The 17,005-nt window shown below is 58.2% G+C and carries 17 protein-coding genes; 13 read left to right on the forward strand and 4 right to left on the reverse strand.

Going from position 1 to position 17,005, the window contains the following annotated elements; genetic code table 11:
• Positions 1–43: 43 nt before the first annotated feature.
• Complete coding sequence (locus tag RBB63_RS04630) at positions 44–1,036, forward strand: adenosine deaminase family protein (RefSeq protein ID WP_309381567.1); 993 nt, start codon at positions 44–46, stop codon at positions 1,034–1,036.
• Here the strand turns inward: RBB63_RS04630 and RBB63_RS04635 are convergent.
• Complete coding sequence (locus RBB63_RS04635; protein WP_309381569.1) at positions 1,026–2,063, reverse strand: LacI family DNA-binding transcriptional regulator; 1,038 nt, start codon at positions 2,061–2,063, stop codon at positions 1,026–1,028. The genes RBB63_RS04630 and RBB63_RS04635 overlap by 11 nt on opposite strands.
• A 149-nt stretch (positions 2,064–2,212) precedes the next feature.
• Here RBB63_RS04635 and RBB63_RS04640 point away from each other — a divergent pair, with 149 nt between their 5' ends.
• The 9 genes from RBB63_RS04640 (at position 2,213) to RBB63_RS04680 (ending at position 10,899) form a co-directional block, all read left to right on the forward strand.
• Entirely contained in the window at positions 2,213–3,529 is a 1,317-nt protein-coding gene (locus RBB63_RS04640) for a sulfatase family protein (RefSeq protein WP_309381571.1), read from the forward strand.
• A 69-nt stretch (positions 3,530–3,598) separates the two neighbouring features.
• Complete coding sequence (locus tag RBB63_RS04645; RefSeq protein WP_309381573.1) at positions 3,599–5,602, forward strand: glycosyl hydrolase family 28-related protein; 2,004 nt, start codon at positions 3,599–3,601, stop codon at positions 5,600–5,602.
• A gap of 274 nt (positions 5,603–5,876) precedes the next feature.
• Complete coding sequence (locus RBB63_RS04650; RefSeq protein WP_309381574.1) at positions 5,877–6,668, forward strand: FliA/WhiG family RNA polymerase sigma factor; 792 nt, start codon at positions 5,877–5,879, stop codon at positions 6,666–6,668.
• Positions 6,669–6,760: 92 nt separating this feature from the next.
• Positions 6,761–7,576 carry a TonB C-terminal domain-containing protein gene (locus RBB63_RS04655; protein ID WP_309381576.1) on the forward strand — a complete coding sequence of 272 codons (816 nt, stop codon included), beginning with the start codon at positions 6,761–6,763 and terminating at the stop codon, positions 7,574–7,576.
• Between the two features lie 69 nt (positions 7,577–7,645).
• A complete protein-coding gene (locus RBB63_RS04660) occupies positions 7,646–7,915 on the forward strand; it encodes a Sec-independent protein translocase subunit TatA/TatB (protein ID WP_309381578.1) in 270 nt (89 codons plus the stop codon).
• A 59-nt stretch (positions 7,916–7,974) separates the two neighbouring features.
• Positions 7,975–8,253, forward strand: coding sequence for a DUF3634 family protein (locus RBB63_RS04665; RefSeq protein WP_309381580.1), 279 nt, complete (start codon positions 7,975–7,977; stop codon positions 8,251–8,253).
• A 114-nt stretch (positions 8,254–8,367) separates the two neighbouring features.
• Positions 8,368–9,567 carry a phosphoglycerate kinase gene (locus RBB63_RS04670; protein ID WP_309381582.1) on the forward strand — a complete coding sequence of 400 codons (1,200 nt, stop codon included), beginning with the start codon at positions 8,368–8,370 and terminating at the stop codon, positions 9,565–9,567.
• Between the two features lie 13 nt (positions 9,568–9,580).
• Positions 9,581–10,360: a triose-phosphate isomerase gene (gene tpiA, locus RBB63_RS04675; RefSeq protein WP_309381584.1), complete on the forward strand. Its 780-nt coding sequence runs from the start codon at positions 9,581–9,583 to the stop codon at positions 10,358–10,360.
• A 152-nt stretch (positions 10,361–10,512) separates the two neighbouring features.
• Positions 10,513–10,899 (forward strand): hypothetical protein, encoded by a 387-nt coding sequence (locus RBB63_RS04680; RefSeq protein WP_309381586.1) that lies wholly within the window; start codon positions 10,513–10,515, stop codon positions 10,897–10,899.
• 12 nt (positions 10,900–10,911) lie between these two features.
• On the opposite strand, the gene RBB63_RS04685 is transcribed toward RBB63_RS04680, so the two are convergent.
• The 3 genes from RBB63_RS04685 to RBB63_RS04695 form a co-directional block, all read right to left on the reverse strand.
• Entirely contained in the window at positions 10,912–12,345 is a 1,434-nt protein-coding gene (locus RBB63_RS04685; protein WP_309381588.1) for a glycosyltransferase family 4 protein, read from the reverse strand.
• A gap of 140 nt (positions 12,346–12,485) precedes the next feature.
• Complete coding sequence (locus tag RBB63_RS04690; RefSeq protein ID WP_309381590.1) at positions 12,486–13,463, reverse strand: glucosyl-3-phosphoglycerate synthase; 978 nt, start codon at positions 13,461–13,463, stop codon at positions 12,486–12,488.
• Positions 13,447–14,604, reverse strand: coding sequence for a zinc-binding metallopeptidase family protein (locus tag RBB63_RS04695; protein WP_309381592.1), 1,158 nt, complete (start codon positions 14,602–14,604; stop codon positions 13,447–13,449). Before RBB63_RS04695 ends, RBB63_RS04690 begins: the two co-directional genes overlap by 17 nt.
• 110 nt (positions 14,605–14,714) lie before the next feature.
• Between RBB63_RS04695 and RBB63_RS04700 the strand changes: the two genes are divergently transcribed.
• Genes RBB63_RS04700 through RBB63_RS04710 form a run of 3 tightly spaced genes read left to right on the forward strand, consistent with a single transcriptional unit; the run spans position 14,715 to position 16,793 of the window.
• Complete coding sequence (locus RBB63_RS04700; RefSeq protein WP_309381594.1) at positions 14,715–15,182, forward strand: ATP-dependent zinc protease family protein; 468 nt, start codon at positions 14,715–14,717, stop codon at positions 15,180–15,182.
• Positions 15,183–15,184: 2 nt separating this feature from the next.
• Positions 15,185–15,583, forward strand: coding sequence for a VOC family protein (locus RBB63_RS04705; RefSeq protein WP_309381596.1), 399 nt, complete (start codon positions 15,185–15,187; stop codon positions 15,581–15,583).
• A 13-nt stretch (positions 15,584–15,596) separates the two neighbouring features.
• Positions 15,597–16,793 carry a RimK family alpha-L-glutamate ligase gene (locus RBB63_RS04710; RefSeq protein ID WP_309381598.1) on the forward strand — a complete coding sequence of 399 codons (1,197 nt, stop codon included), beginning with the start codon at positions 15,597–15,599 and terminating at the stop codon, positions 16,791–16,793.
• The last annotated feature ends 212 nt before the right edge of the window (positions 16,794–17,005 follow it).

Here is a 17,005-nt window from a genome sequence, read left to right on the forward strand (position 1 = left end):
GTAACGTCGCCCGCGACCGTTTCAAGCAACGACTATTTACCCAATGCCACAAAAGACTGATCCAGAACTGCGCGAGTTTTTGCGCAAACTGCCCAAAACTGAAACACACCTGCACATCGAGGGGGGGCTGCCATTGGAGCTGCTGCGCGAAGTGCGCCCCGGCATGCCCGAGCCTGAATCCTGGGCGGACGATTTTAAATACCGCGACTTCGCCCACTTTGAGCAGGAGCTGCTCGACTGGGGTTTTGCCTGGCACACCTCACCCGAGCAATACCACCGCTCCGCGCAAAGGCAGTTTGAGCGGCACCTGGAGCAGGGCATTCGCTACGTGGAGTGCAGCTTTGCCAGCGGGGTGGCGGAATTCGGCGGGCTCGACGCCAAAGAAATTTTCGTGGCAATCAAGGAAGCCGTGCCGAGCGAACTCGAAGTCCGCATTTTTATGGGCATTCACCACAGCGGTTGCGGCCCCAAAATGCGACCGATCATTGAGGACTCGCTGACTTGGGATGGCTTCGCCGGCATCGACCTGCATGGCCCGGAAGACTTGCCGCTCGAGCCGTGGACTGCGGAAATCTGGGCCGCAGCCCGAGTCGCGGATAAATACACCAAGGCGCATGCAGGCGAATTCCTTGGCCCGGATTTCGTGCGCCGCGTCCTCGTGGAGCTCGGCGCCGAACGCATCCAACACGGCATCCGCTCTGCCGAGGACCCACTGCTGCTCGACCAGCTAAAGGCCAATGGCGTCGCACTGGACATTTGCCCAATCAGCAACCACAAGCTCTCGCCCGGCGTCACGTTGGAAAACCATCCAATCCGCGAACTTTTCGACGCTGGCGTCAAGGTGACCGTGAGCACGGACGACCCGATCAGCTTCGGCAATGACCTGCTCGACGATTACGAGGCGCTGTACTTCCGCCGAGGCTTCTCTCGGGAAGAACTCGTGCAACTCGTCCGCAATGGCCTGGAAGTCGCCCTCGTTGACGAAACAACCCGCCAAGCCTGGCTGGAAGAGCTGGACGCTACAGCTAGCGCGTAGACTCGCGCTCGACGACCTGGGGCGCCACTTCGAGGCTTTCAGGCTTCTCACCATCGATGTAGGCGACGAGCCGTTTGATCAGTTCCTGCCCGATGGTGGTCATTTCCGCAGTCACCGAACTCAAGGGCAAAGTGGACGAGGTGCAAACGGGGGAGTCGTCCACGCCGATGACGCGCACCTGTTCGGGCAGATCGAACCCGGCCTCCCGCAGCACATTGATCGCGCCGATGGCCTGCGGGTCCGACTGCGCGACAATGCCGTCGAAGGCGACCTGGCTCTGGATCAGGCGTTCGGCCATTTGGCGACCAGCCATGAAGCTGAAATTCTGCACCATCGCGTCGGCGTCCAGCGCCACACGCAATCCCTCACTCGCTTCCAGGCCAGCCTCCTTCATCGCGTCGAGATAGCCTTGTAGACGCTCGTCGTCACTGTCATATACGCAGAAAAACGCCGGGCGCCGACAGCCCTTTTCAATCAAATGCTGCGTCGCCAGTTTGCCCTGCAAGTAGTTATCGTAGGTGATGTTGGCGATGCTGGGCACCGTGTAGCGCCGAAAGCTGGTGATGACCGGCAAGCCGTCTTTGTTCAAATTTTCAATCAGTGAATGCGTCTCCAGGTGCGGCACGCCAGCCACGATCAAGCCGTCGACCGAGCGGTAAATCTCCTGGTTGCAGAAGTCGAAAAAGCCCTGGTCATCTTCGAAGAATTGCAACCACAGGCGGAGTCCGTGCTTGTTTAATTCCTTGGTGATGCCCATGAGCAGCTTGTCGAAGAGTTCGCTGCCGGGGACGCCAATGGGATGGATCAACAGCCCCACCGCGCCAAAGCGACCGCGCTTCAGCGCAGAAGATAAGGGGTTGGGCCGGAAATCGAGCTCTTTGGCGCGCCGGAGTATTTTCTCCTGCAATTCAGGCCGGACTTTGGTGGTTCCCAGATTGCCGCTAATCACCTTGGAAACCAGGGAATTGGATACGCCCAGCTCGATGGCGATATCTTTGATTTTGACGGTTTTTCTCGATCTTTGCATCTCTTAGGTAGAACGATGGAGTGTTTTTGATGTTTTGGGGTAAACCTTCGTTTTCCCGAAAAATTAGATTTAATCAATCATATTCACTTTATTGATTGTCACTTTAACGGAGCGTTAAGTAGCTTAATCTATCGATAAATCCCCAATCAATGGTTCGCTCAAATCTACTTGTCATCATGACGGATCAGCAGTGCGCCGACGCACTTGGCTGCGCCAGCGGCGGTAATTACGCAACGCCAAACCTGGATCGACTCGCAGCGCGTGGCGTCCGTTTTGAGAAAGCCTACACCAGCCAACCCATCTGCGTGCCGGCGCGCTGCAGCATGCTGACGGGCCTGATGCCGCATCAAACCGGGGTAACTTATAATGTGTCCGCAGGCTCCATGCAAGGCGCCCCCCTCAGTCGCCTCATCGACGAGGCCGGCTACGACACCGCCTACATCGGCAAATGGCACATTGAGCATGATCCTGCTGATCAAGACTGGCATGGCTTCCGCACTACCGTACGCATGCAGGGCAACAACCTGGATGCAAATATCGAGGAGCCAATTCGGGAATTTCTCCTGCGCGACCGCGAACAGCCGTTTTTCCTGTTTGCCTCATTCGTCAATCCACATGACATCTGCGAAGTCGCGCGGATGATCGCAGGCCAAGAAGAACATTATAAGAATGGCGAGATCCCGCCCTTTCCTCCACCGCACCAGTGCCCACCCCTGCCCGCCAATTTCGCCATCCCCCCCAATGAACCCAGCGTAATCCGGGAGCACCAGCAGGAGCTCAGAGGCGGCGAGGCGATGGGCTATATCGGCGCGACATTTGACGAAGGGCAATGGCGGCAATATCGCTGGGCGTATCAGCAGCTCGTTTCATTGGTGGACGCCCGCATCGGCCGTCTGCTCGACGCCTTGGAGGAATCCGGCCAGGCGAATAACACGGCCATTGTGTTCTTCAGCGATCACGGCGACGGCAACGGCGCCCACCAGTGGCATCAGAAAAACATCTTCTACGAGGAAAGCGCCCGCGTGCCCTTCATTTTGGTTCCGCCTGGCGGCTGTCCGACGGCGGAAAATCACGAAGCCCTCGTCAACGCCTGCCTCGACCTCTTCCCGACCCTGCTCGACTATGCAGGGCTGCCAACGCCAGCTGATCGCCTTGGGCGCAGCCTCAAGCCGATCCTCGAAGGGCGCTCCGTCAGCCAGCATGATTACGTGGTCTCACAGACCAACCTTCACCTGAGCTACGGCGCTCCCGGCCCCACCAATGGCCGCATGCTCCGAACGGCGGACTATAAATACGTCTGCTTTGATTCGGGTAGCAACCGCGAGCAGCTCTTTCACTTGCCCAGCGACCCCGGGGAGACCCACAGTCTGGCCAATGATCCTCACCATGCCGAAACGCTGCGCGCGCACCGCCAGCTGCTTCAGGAATGGATTGAGCGAACGGAGGATCCGTTTCAGGCGACCTGACAGCCTTATCAATGGATTAATTACTTGCCGCAACTCAGTTTTGCCGCAAAAATCATCCAATTGATTCAGATGATCCCCGAAAACCTTCCTACCTCTTGGCGATGGGATGTCACTCAAGCGCCCTTCCATGCCGACCCCACCGGCGCCACTGACTGTACCGACGCCCTAATTGCTGCGATGAATGCAGCGACGGCCTTGACCATCGGCGCGTTTGGCCAAGCTCTACATGAGATCGCCGCCCTGCCCTTCCTCAATGGCTACCACCCGGACGGCTTTGAGAATCGTAAGGAAAACAGCCGCATCGTCGGCATTTTCCCGGCGCGGTTGCCGTACGTGCCAACCATTTACCTGCCCGAAGGCGTCTACCTAGTCAGCGACCGTATCCTCTACACCCACACCAACCTGACTAATTCCGGCAATTCCGAGCTCAACGCCCAGATTCGCCTGCGAGGAGACGGTCCCGACAAAAGCGTCATTCGCCTGGCGGACCGCTCCAAGGCGTTCCAGGGCGACTTTCCCCGAGCCGTCGTTTCCGTCATGCGCGGCGAACGCACGAATGTCGCGATGTCCAACTACGTTGAGGATCTGGCCATCGACGTCGGCTCAGGTAACCCCGCAGCCGTCGGACTCGACTTTTACGCAAATAACTCCGGCAGCGTACGCAATGTGGCGATCCGCTCCAGCGATGGCAAAGGCTGCTACGGGCTGATGCTAGGCCACGCCAACTACTCCGGCATTTTGCTGAAGCACATTCAGATCGAAGGCTTCCACACTGGGCTGCACATCGAGTCGCGCACCGCGACCATGTTCATGACGGGGGAGGACATTGCCATTGCCAACTGCGAGCTCGGGGTTTTTACCGGGCGCCCCTCCGCCAGCCTGCGCAACATCCAGGTGAGCGATTGCCAGGCGGGCGTCGTGACGGATGGCGCTGGCGGGCTCCTGGTCATCGTGGATTCTCAATTTCAAGGCACGCCTGGTGGCCAGGCAATCGAGCTGCGCGACGGCCATCTTTATGCGTCCAACATCCGCATCAGGGGATTCGAGCGCGACCACCAGATCAACGAGCTGGTGCTGCCAGAGCTGGACTTGCCCAAGGGCGTGATGCCGCGATTACCCGTCGAAGACACCCCCGCTACGCCTGCCAGCGACAGCCAATGCTTGGTCAACGACTTTGGGGCCACGGGCGATGGCGTTGCCGATGACTCCGACGCCATCCAAGCCGCGCTCAATTCAGGGGCGGAAGAAGTTCACTTTGGCCCGGGCAAATACCTACTCGATTCTCCAGTCGCCATCCCACCTGGCGTGAACCGCGTAGCTTTTCATTTTGCTGACCTCGTCGCGGGCCCAACCTTACGCACAAAGCGCGACCAGGGCGCCTTCATTGTCCAAGGGGAGGCCGATACGCCCCTCCTCTTTGAAGACCTCTTTGCCTGGGAGCAGTGGAGCGGCGAGCATTACACGCTCGAGCACGCCAGCCAGCGCACGCTGATCATCAGTGATGTCCACACCCAAACGCTGCCGCTCTACCGCAACAGCGTTTCGGGGGGCAAGGTGTTCCTCGACAACGTGGCGTGCACGGCGGGCGTCATCCCGGGCTCCAAGCACCACGACCGTATCTGCATGCACTTCACTGGCCAGCAAGTCTGGGCGCGACAGATCAACCCGGAGCGTGGCGAGCCGATGATGCTCAATGATGGAGGCTATCTCTGGATTCTGGGCTACAAAACCGAAGACGACGCCACAGCCGTGCACACCATCAACGGCGGTCGCACCGAGGTCCTCGGTGGCGTGCTCAATTGCGGCGGACGTCTGCACGCCGCGTTTCTGGCCGAGGATTCCGCCATGCGGATTACGACCACGAGCAATGGCTGGTGTAAAGACAACGTCATCCACACCGCCATACGGGAAATCCAATCCGGCAAGGAAATGCTGTTCGCCGCCAGCGAATTTCCCAATCGTGGCCTTGAGCCCAACCGCGGCCCTCAGTTCATTATCCCCCTGTATGCAACACCTCTAACTGAGCAGCTGACCACGAAAGCGACCAGAATCGGACAAGGCGTTTCAGGTTAGAGCATTGAGAAAAACCTCATAGAACCAGTGCAGTCACCTCACCCCTCAAAATTTAGGGCTATCTAGACTTGCTCAAAATTTACCCTACATAGTGCGCATGCATTAGAATTGCATTTGCAATGCATTTACATCCTTTACACATTTTTAGACGCCCGTAAAAAAACCCTCAAAAAATACGTTAATTTTTATAACACTAATCATTAACAACTTACAAAACGAAAAAAAATCATGGCATGGGCAGTGCTTAATATATGGCATCAACCAATTAGTTATCATGTATGCCGACCATCCAATTTCCGACCTTAACGAAAACACCGTTGCCGCCAAGACACGCAACGAACTGATTGAAGAATTCTACCCGCTCGTGCGGACCATCGTCAACAGCATGCTGGCTCACCTCCCAACGTGCGCCGATGCAGAGGAACTGCACAGCGTTGGCGTCACCGGCCTGATCGCCGCAATCGATCGCTACGAGCCACGCCACGCCAAAACTTTTAAGTCCTACGCCGGCACCCGCATCCGCGGCGCCATCCTGGACGAACTGCGCCGCATGGACGCCCTCCCCCGCACCCGCCGCGCCAAAGTGCGCAAGATGCGCGCCGCAGTCGAAAAGCTCGAACAGAAGCTGGGACGCGCGCCAAGCGACAGCGAACTCGCCACTGAGCTCAAGCTGTCCCCCAAGCAGTATGAGAAGTTCCGCACCAGCGCCGAGCCCGTCATGTTCGTCTCACTCGACCAAGGCAACAGCGCCTCTTCTGAAGACGAACCCAACTTGCACGAAACCATCGCCGATGACCGCGACGTCCCCGTCCTCCAGCGCCTTGAGCGCTCGGAAATGATCGACGAAGTTGCACAACTCATTGAATCCCTGCCCGAGCGCCAGCGCTCCATCATCGTTCAGTATTACTACGAAGGCAAACGCCTGTCAGACATCGCCGAAGTCTTTGGCGTAACCGAAGCCCGCATTTGCCAGATCCACAGCCAAGCCGTCACCAAGCTCCGCCGCTGCTTCCAAAAGCTTGGCGCCGGAGCCAGCTTCGAGGAAGTCGAAGCTGCGGCTAGTTAATAAGCTTCGGCAAAAATTTTTGTGGCGGCTAATTGGAAACAATTAGCCGCTTTTCTTTTCCACATAGTTGGTTCAATATCTTGGGGAGGAGAATGACGAATCAACGCAAAGCAACGATCGTATCCGTGGCGCTACACTGCGCGGCGGTCTTATTGCTGGCGGCGTTCATCTTTATCGACCCGCTTCGCGCTGAGGATAAGCCTGTCGAGTTCGAGTTGGTCACCCTGCCGCCCGACGCGCAGCAGCCAGAGACGCCAACGCCTCAGCCTCCGCAACCAAGGCTCGACCAGCCCGACGTCCGCCCTTCCCAGATCAATTTGCCGGAAATCGACATTCCAGAGCCAGAGCCCGAACCGCAGCCCCCCCCTCCAGCGCCCAAACCGCCCGAGCCCGTCGTCACGCCTAAGCCGGAGCCCGTCACGCCCCCCAAGCCCGTCGAAAAGCCCAAAGCCGAGCCCAAGCCCGAGCCGCCCAAGCCTAAAATGATGAGTTTGGCCGACTTTGACCGCAAAAACGACCGCCGCGAGACGCCTCAACAGCGCCCAACCCAGCGAGCAACCACCGAGGCGCCTAAGATCAACACCGACATCAACATCAAAGTTCCCACAACGGTCACGCCTTCACCAGCCGCCGCTAATTCATCCCTCGTCGCCAGTTACCAGCAACGCTTGCGCAACGCAATCGAGCTCAACTGGGACCGCCCAGCCTCCGGCAGCGGCAGCGAAAACGCCGTGATCCAGTTTCGAGTCTTTTCCAACGGCAGCATCGGCGAGGTGAAAATTTTAAACTCCAAAGGCCCCTCCACTTTTGTGGAATCCGTCCGTCAAGCCGTGATCACTCAAGTTTCGATCGGCCCGCGGCCGCAGGGCTGGGATGGCCTCATGAGCATTACTTTCCGCCTGCGCTAGCGTCACCACCCTGCCAGCGCGTCAAATATTGAGGGTTTACTTCGAGCAAACTTAGGTTACATTAATACGATGAACATGTTTTTAAACAGCCTGCCAGTGGCCTTCTTAAGCAACCTGCAAGGATGGGAAATCCCCCTGCTGGTCATCTTTGGCCTGATTATTTTTGGCGGCAAAAAGCTCCCGGAGTTCGCCCGCGGCGCCGGCCAGGCGATTAAGGAGTTCAAGAAAGCTTCCAAAAGCGCGGAAGACACGTTCAAGCAAGCCATGAACGAAGAAGACGAAGCGGAAAAGCCCAAACAATCCGCCGAGCCCAAGCGCGAAGAAGCCGCCAAAATCTAGGCAGCTCCTCTGCTGGAGCCCGCCTGGCCAGCAACCTACCGTCGACGATTACCCGATAAATGAAGTTTTCGTCCCGGATTCGCAGTTGGTTGCCAGGCACTGCTTTTGTCATCGAGGTGGGCGATGGGGCGCTTCAAAGCCTCAGCCAACGCAAACTGCCTCCGTCTTTTCTGGCGACCGTCAAAGAAAAGCTCGCCGACCAACCGAAACGCGGGGCCATCTTTGGCGTGTGGCAAGGAACCAACCTCACTCTGGAATTTTCCCCGGAAATCCCGAGAAACGAGCGCCAACCACTGCTGAACGCCTGGCATGCCGACAAGGATAAATTTTCCTGGTAGCGCGCCATCGAACCATTAGCGCTACTTAACACCCTGATAGTTGCGCAAAGTTAACGCCTGTTAGCCAAGTTTCGTCTTGCAGGCTGGGCGGGGGCGCCGAGAATCGTTCGCCCTATGGCCACTGTAAAGACTGTAAACGACGTCAATCTCGCCGGTAAGCGCGTGCTCGTGCGCTGCGACTTCAACGTTCCGTTCGACGCGGAAGGCAAGATCTCTGACGACACCCGCATCGTCGGCGCCCTTCCGACCATTAAGCACCTCGTCGCGCAAGGCGCGAAAGTCATCCTGTGCTCGCACCTGGGCCGCCCAAAGGGTGAAAAGAACCCGAAGTTTACGCTGGCGCCCGTCGCCGTCGAGCTCGCCAACCAGCTCGGCCAGCCCGTGACTTTTGTGGAAGACTGCATCGGCGACACCGTAAAGACCGCCGTTGACGCCATGAGCGGCGGCGACGTCGTTCTCCTCGAAAACGTCCGCTACTACGCTGGCGAAGAAAAGAACGACCCGGAATTCGCCAAAGAGCTCGCCTCCGTCGCCGACGCCTACGTCAACGACGCATTTGGCACCGCGCACCGCGCACACGCCTCCACCGAAGGCGTCGCACACCTCGTCGAGACCAAGGTCGCTGGCTTCCTCATCGAGAAGGAACTCGAATACCTCGGCGAAAAGACCACCACGCCGGAGCGTCCGTTTGTCGTGATCCTCGGCGGCGCCAAGGTGTCGGACAAGATCACCGTGATCGACTCCCTCCTCGAAAAGTGCGACACCATGCTGATCGGCGGCGCGATGGCCTACACCTTCGCCCTTGCCAACGGCAAAAAGGTCGGCGATTCCCTTTCTGAGCCCGACAAGGTCGAGACCGCCAAGGCCGCCATGGCCAAGGCAGAGGCCAAGGGCGTCAAACTCCTCCTCCCGGTCGACAACCTGATCACCAACAAGCTCGACTTCGGCGCCGGCGCCGTGGGCGAAGTCAAGGTGGTTTCCGGCGACATCGCCGACGGCTGGGAAGGCGTCGACATCGGCCCGGACACGATCAAGCTTTACGAAGACGCCGTGAAGAGCGCCAAGACCGTCCTCTGGAACGGCCCGATGGGCGTCTTTGAAATCAAGGCCTGCGCACAGGGCACGTTCGCCATCGCGGAAGCCGTGGCGGCCACCGACTGCTGCTCCATCATTGGCGGCGGCGACTCCGTCAAGGCCGTTAAGAAGAGCGGCCAGGGCGACAACGTAAGCTTCATCAGCACTGGCGGCGGCGCGTCGCTGGAATTCCTCGAAGGCAAGGTCCTCCCGGGCGTCGCCGCACTCGAAACCAAGTAACCTTTTTAAGACAATGGCTAACAACAGAAAATACCTGATCGCAGGCAACTGGAAGATGAACAAGACTTCGGCCGACGCCGAAGAGCTGATCAAGGCGATCCTCCTCGAGCTTGGCGATAAGAACGGCGTAGGCGTCGTCGTCTGCCCGCCCTTCACTTCGCTCGAAACCGGCGCGAAGGTGCTTGCCGAAAGCAGCAATGTCCAACTCGGCGCGCAAAACATGCACGCCAAGCCCAGCGGCGCCTACACCGGCGAAATCTCCGCCACCATGCTGCGTCAGCTGTATGTAAACTTCGTCATCCTCGGCCACAGCGAGCGCCGCGAATACTTCAACGAGTCCGACGAGGAAATTAACGAAAAGGTCCTCGCCGCCCTCGAAAGTAACCTGAAGCCAATCCTTTGCGTGGGCGAAAAGCTCGAAGAACGCGAGTCCGGCGACACCCTCAAGGTTGTCGAAACCCAACTGCTCGGCGGCTTGGTCAACGTCCCGGCCGACAAAGCAGACCAGGTGGTCATCGCCTACGAACCCGTCTGGGCGATCGGCACCGGTAAGACCGCGACTCCCGAAATGGCGCAGGAAGTCCATGCCGCGATCCGCGTGCTGCTTCGCGACCGCTTCGGCAAGGCGACTGGCGACAAGATCCGCATCCTTTACGGTGGCTCCATGAAGCCAGAGAATGCCGACGGCCTCCTCGCCAAGGAAGACATCGACGGCGGCCTGATCGGCGGCGCTTCGCTCGACGCGAAGTCCTTCGTCAAGCTGGTCGAGTCCGCCGCCAAGGCAGGCGCATAGTCCTGAGTTCATTACCTATTTCAGACACCGCAGCCAGCGTAGGGCTGCGGTGTCTTTGTCTTAGCAGCTTAGTGGCTAGCCCGTTGGGAAAATAATGAATTTCCACTATCTGCGATGTTGATATATCGATTTCATTCATTAAGTTAGTTTTCATGCCTTATCGCACGAATTGGGAGCCAGGCGGTTTCATCATGATATTCTTCGGGCAGTTATCTGCGGAAGAGATCGATGAAGCCAATGAGGCTTTTTTTCGCGACCCACGCAGCGATTTGGCGCGTTTTCAACTAGTTGACTGCAGCGGAGTTACGAAACTAACCGCCTCCCAACAAGACATGAGCCGCACGGCGGCCTACGACTTGGGCGCCAGCCGCTCCAACCCGCGTATGCAACTGGCGTTCATTTCCACCCTCCCAGAAATGACGCTTGGCATCGAGCAATACATCGAAGTCTCCAAACGCCTCAACTCGACTTGGGCTTTTGCCATCTTTGTTGACGAAGCCAGCGCCCGCGAATGGCTTCAACAGACGCCCGAAGACTGAAAACAACCGGGATCAAGTCCGCAGCAAATTAAAGCGGCGCGGATCGAGGAACTGATTCAGCACCGCTTCGTGCGATGCATAGGCTAACGGCTCCACCGGCGACGAAGCCACCTTCGCATAAACAGCGGCCAGATTTTCACCATAACGCTCAAGGCTGAAATTCTGGGCGATCAAATCGCGGTTGCCCGCCACACAAGCTTGCGCGTCATCCAGCCGTAAACCATGCGGCGTCACTTGCTCACGCAAAGCAGGATTCTCATGGATGCGCAGGATGACTTTCTCCTGCAAAGCTTCCGAAAGACGGCCAAACTCCACGCGATCGCCTTCGGTCATGGACTCAAAAGCCTGGTCGACGGCGTCCCCGGGCAAATCGCGTCGATACGCATCGTAGTAAGCGCACAACGCTTCCGCCAAGGTGCAACGAACCACGTCTTCGCCCACCCAATCAAGCGGAACCAGAATGCGCTCATAAAGCGAATTCAGGCTGACGTCCGCGTTGGTGAAGTCGCACGTAATGTCGCGTAGATTGCGCCCAACCAATGCCTTGCCAAATAAATACGGCTCCAGGAACGCCAGGCCAAAGCCCTCGGCGACACTCGTTGTGATGATCGCATCGGCGGCGGACATCAGCTCTGGAAATGACAGGCTCACGCTCTCGCCCAACGCAAAGCGAACCGGTAAATTTAAATCGCCCGCAAACTCCATCCACCGATTATAAATGGGCAACGCGGTGGGATTGGCCGGCGTCAGCGTAGTGGCGAAAATCGTATCGGGCTCCGCCATCGCCGCCCACAGTAGCAGCTCACCCAGATTTTTGCGGCGGATCGCGCGCGTGGGATACAGCACCAGGCGACGCCCTTCATAGCCCGCAAGCGTAGCGCGCTCCCGGGACAGCTCTGGCACGGCAACCGGGTTGGGCAACAAGTGCAAACTCTGCGACGCAAAGTTACTTTGCGACAGAAAGTTCATGTCCCGCGAATTGAGCAACCCGTAATGAACTTGGGGCGCCTGCGGATAGAGCATGTCGAGGTTCGGCGTCTGCGTGGAGATGGCTGCGTAGTTGCTGGGGCGCCCATCCTCGGCAAAGTCGTGAATCTGCAACAGCACCGGCGTTTCCCGCGCCAGGCGATCCACCACTTGGGGCATCGCCATATTTTTGCCCAAGCAGTGATTGTGGATGTGCCACAAATCCGGCTCACCTCCCAAGGCTTCGCGGGCGGCTTTTTTCAGGGAAAACCACAACGCCCCGGGGTCCGGTTTCTCATTTGCCTGCGTGTAGGACAGCCCCGGCACAACTCCAGTCGCCATCAGCGAATCCCCCGTATAGGGCTCCCCCGACAAGGCGACAATTTGCACGCCCTGACGCTCCAGCGAAGCATGGGCATTTTCCACCACGCGGGTCACGCCCCCGGGCTTCAGGTGGTAATGAACGATGGCAACTCTCATAGGGTAACGGCGCGCCGTTGTGCTATAGTTCTGAGCTTTCTGTGCTTGGTTCGCAAACGTTAACGTAAACGAAACCTACGTTTTACGCAAATCTCACCAATAATAACCAATGGCGAGAACCAGGAACCAAGCACCAAAAATCAATAACCCATTTTTTCGCGATACTGCGGAATGTCGATCATCGGCGGACGTTCTTCCTCGATGATCTCGTGGCAGATTTGCTCATACTGCTGGTCGACGGCCTGGAACTGGCGCAGGATGTTGTGCATTTCGGGCAAATTGCCTTCCATGCCCATGCCCTTCATGCGACCGAGGAAACTCTGCAGGATGCCAAAGCTCATTTTACCCAGGGAGAGCGTTTCCTGGTTGCGGTGCACGCGCTTGTCGAGGTCCGTCTGACCGAATGCTTCGAGGCCCCACTCCTTGTAAACGTCCATGATGTGCGACGTCTCCACGCCGTAGCCAATGGGGAACGGCAGGCGCTCCAGCACGTTGCGACGCACGGCGTATTCACCGGAAAGCGGCTGCACGAGACCCGTCAGTTCCGGGTAGAACAGCGAGAAGAGCGGACGCACGAGAATCTCCGTAACACGGCCGCCGCCCGATGGGCGAATGCCTTGCGAGAAAGCCAACGGTCGGTCATAGAACGCCTTCACGTAGCTCATCTCCGGGCGGTAAAGCAGCGGCGCAACGAGCCCGTAGCAGAAGCGCGGATGGATGTTTTTAATGTCGGCGTCGACATAACAAATGATGTCTCCCTTGAGCTGGTGAATCGCCTTCCAGAGGTTTTCCCCTTTGCCGCGCTTGTGTCCCTGCTCGGGCAAAATGTCGCCCGCGAAATAAACATCCGCGCCAAAGGACGAGGCGACTTCGAGCGTCTTGTCCGTCGAGCCAGAGTCGATGACCGCGATCTCATCGACGAGTGGATAGCGCTCCATCAGCTCGGAGCGGAAGATGACGATTTCCTTACCGATCGTCGCCTCCTCGTTAAGCGTCGGGATACAGAGCGAGATCGTGAGCCCGGTCTTTTCCTTTTGCTTCAGCAGTTCGAGTTGATCGAAAAACTGGCTGTGATGGAAGGTGTTTTGTTTAATCCATTTATCAAGCTTCGTCGGCATCGCAAAGTCCTCCATCTATTGCTTTGAGCAGGGTGATGAGCTGAGCCAGGCCGGTGAAGATCGGCTCGATCTCAATGGTTTCGTTGTAATCGTGGCGGTGCTCGCCGTCAGTCAGACCGATGACGAGGGATGGGATGTTGCGGCCAAGCAAGGTGCTTAGCTCACCCGTGGACGGCGCGGCGTGGTCGTCCACCTCCAGGGCCTTGAGGATACGCCGTGCGCTGCGCACCAGCGGATGCGAAAAGTTGATCGACACATTCTTGCGGTAGCCAACCTTAGTCAACGACGCCGATGTGCTCGGCATCGCATTCGTCTCAGCGACCACGGCTTCGATCTGCTCGTAAATTTCACTGGCCACGCCGACGCCCTCACTGCGGATTTCAAAGCGCAAATGCGCATCGCGCGAAGTCGTATTATAAGTCGTGCCCGCGTAGATCGAGCCCAGGATGAGCTGCGTCACGGGATCCTGCGGCAGCGGGATTTCGAGCATCTTCGTGACGATGCGATTCAAAATCGGGATCGCTCCACCAGCGGCCAACCCCGTGGCGCCGCGCTTGACGTTGCAGTCGATCGTGCCGCGAATCACGCCCAGCGAACTGTAACTGAGGCGGCCCAGTGAGGCGCCCTCCACCAGCACGCCCGCGCGCATGGGCAGGCGATTGTTTTCCAGGAAGAAGCGCATGCCCTCGATGTCTCCCTTACCCATGCTGCGCGTCGAGCCCAGCAGGACGAGGTTGTCATCCAGCTCGACGCCGAGCTGCTCCAACAGCGTGGGCAAAGTGGCCACCGCCGCGAGCCCCAGGGAATTATCCATAATGCTCGGCCCGGTAATGCTATTCGGGCTGACTGACACCGCGTGGTCGACCGAGCGGGCAAAAGGCGTGTCCAGGTGAGCGGAAACCAAAATGTTTCGCTTGCCGGTCTTCCCCGGGTGTATGCCGACCGCATTGCCCAGCTCATCCGTCGACACATTTTGACAACCAGCCTCGATGAGGCGGTCCATCATGAAGCGAGCCCGCTCGGCCTCTTCAAATGTGTGCGAAGGTATTTCGCTAAACATCACGGCATTGGCCAATAGCAGTTCACGACGCGCGGCAAGCCGTTCACGCAAGTCCGGCAGCGCATCAATCAGGTCATTCATTGGGTCAGCCATAAGTGGTGAGCTGAAAATACAGGCCTTCACTCAACGACGACAAATGTTTTTTATCGTGTGACAAAAATGCCTTAAGGTATTAGCTTATAAACTACCGCATGCCCACTGCCACGAAATCGAAACTCAAGCGCGAGCCTGTCCCCATTGGCTGGAAGGAAACCATCGACCTGCCCGAATGGGGCGTCACCAACATCGTCGCCAAGGCCGACACCGGCGCCAAGAGCTCTGCGCTCGACGTGCGCAACATCAAGATCCTGCCCAACGGACGCGTGCGCTTCATCCTCGCCGCCCACCGAGACGACGAGTCGCTGACCCAGGAAATCGAAGCGAAAATCGTCAAAGAGCAAAAGGTTCGCTCCTCCAATGGCCAACTCCAGCGCCGGGTGAAAGTGGAAACCACGCTCAAGATCGGGCGCCGTCGCAAGAAAGTCACCTTCTCGCTCGTCAACCGCCACCACATGATCTGTCGCGTCTTATTAGGGCGCGAAGCTCTCGCCGGTGATTTCGTTGTCGACTCCGCACAAAAATATCTCCACGGGAAACGCCGAAAACCGGAAATCCAGTAACCATGTTTGATCACATCGGCTTTTTCGTTAACGACATCTCGCGCAGCGCCGCCTTTTACGAGGCGTGCCTAGCGCCGCTGGGTTTGCGCATTGCTCAGCGCCAACCACACATCAACGCCGTCATCATTTCCGGCGAATCGGAGTATCCGTTCATCTGGATGGGCGAAACGCCGCCTGATGGCGACTACCACGGCGCCCCGGTCAGCAAGGACGCCACACGCCCCATCCACCTGGCCTTTAAAGCAGCCAGCAAGGAAGCAGTTGAGGCCTTCTATCAAGCTGGGCTTGCCCACGGCGGCAAATGCAACGGCGAACCCGAAGACGACGGCTACCACTACTACGCCGCCTACTTAATCGACCCCGACGGCAACAACATCGAAGCCGGCATTCATTTATCATAACACCTCTTTCCAAATGGACCCTTTAAAAATCGCCATCATCTCCCGCGCGCCACGCTGCTACAGCACCAAACGCATCCGCGAAGCATGCACCCTGCGCGGCCACAAACCCAAAGTCCTCGATCCGCTGAAGTTCGGCATCTACGTCGAGTCCAAGCACCCGAGCCTCACCTTTCGCTCACGGCGACTCAGCGAATACGACGCCGTTATCCCGCGCATCGGCGCATCCGTCACGTTTTACGGCGCAGCGGTCGTCCGGCAGTTTGAGCAAATGGGCGTGTGGAGCGCCAACCCTTCGCAGTCGATCATCATCTCGCGCGACAAACTGCGCAGCCTGCAAGTGCTCTCTCGCTACGACCTCGGCATTGCGCCGTCGGCCTTTGTCCGCGACCGCAAAGACGTCCTGCCCGCCATCGAACGCGTGGGCGGCGCGCCCGTCATCATCAAGCTCCTCGAAGGCACGCAAGGCGTGGGCGTCATTTTGGCGGACTCGATTAAAATCGCCGAAGCGATCATCGAGACCTTGCAATCGAAGTCGCTCAACGTGCTGATCCAGAAATTCGTCAGCGAAAGCCGCGGCAAAGACATCCGCGCCTTTGTGGTGGGTGATCGCGTCGTGACCGCCATGCGCCGCAAGGCCGTCGGCTCCGAATTCCGCAGCAACGTCCACCGTGGCGGCGAAACCGAGCGCGTCACCCTCACCCCCGAGTATGAGCGCACCGCCGTGCGCGCAGCGCAAATCCTCGGCCTGCGTGTGGCGGGCGTCGACATGCTCGAAGGCGCTGACGGCCCCGTCATCATGGAAGTCAATTCCTCCCCCGGCTTAGAGGGCATTGAGAAGGCGACCGGCGTCGATGTCGCAGGCGCGATTGTCGATTACCTCGTGGAAAACGTTCGCTTCGACGACCTCGATCTACGCCAACGCCTAAGCCTCGCCCGGGGCTTTCAGGTGGCCGAGTTCACCGTTGGCCAGGACTCCAATCTCGCCAACCGCAGCATCGCCGACAGCGGCCTGCGCGAGCGCGACGTCATCGTGCTGTCCATCAATCGCAACGGGCAAGTCCACGCTGCGCCCAAGGGGGACGACGTGATTCACGCCGGCGACCTGCTGCTCTGCTACGGCCGCAAAAACACCCTCCGCGACTACCTGCCGCTCAAAAGCAATTCCAAGAAAAAGAAAGCAAAGAAGAAGGACGCTGAACCTCAGCAATAGTTTTTCTATGCCTCTCAATTCTCACTCGCTGGCAAAGATGGCGCGGATCGTCTCGATCCACACCAGCGTCCCGCTGGTCCGTGGCATTTGCACATTGTGCAAATGCCAGTCTGATGAAACTGCGGATCGTCTCGATCCGCGCCACCTCTTTTGATCCACTTCGCACCAACCACATGACCACCCCCAAGAAGACGACGCGCCGCAAGCCCAAG

It is taken from the genome of Cerasicoccus frondis (assembly GCA_031296915.1).
GTDB lineage: Bacteria > Verrucomicrobiota > Verrucomicrobiia > Opitutales > Cerasicoccaceae > Cerasicoccus > Cerasicoccus frondis.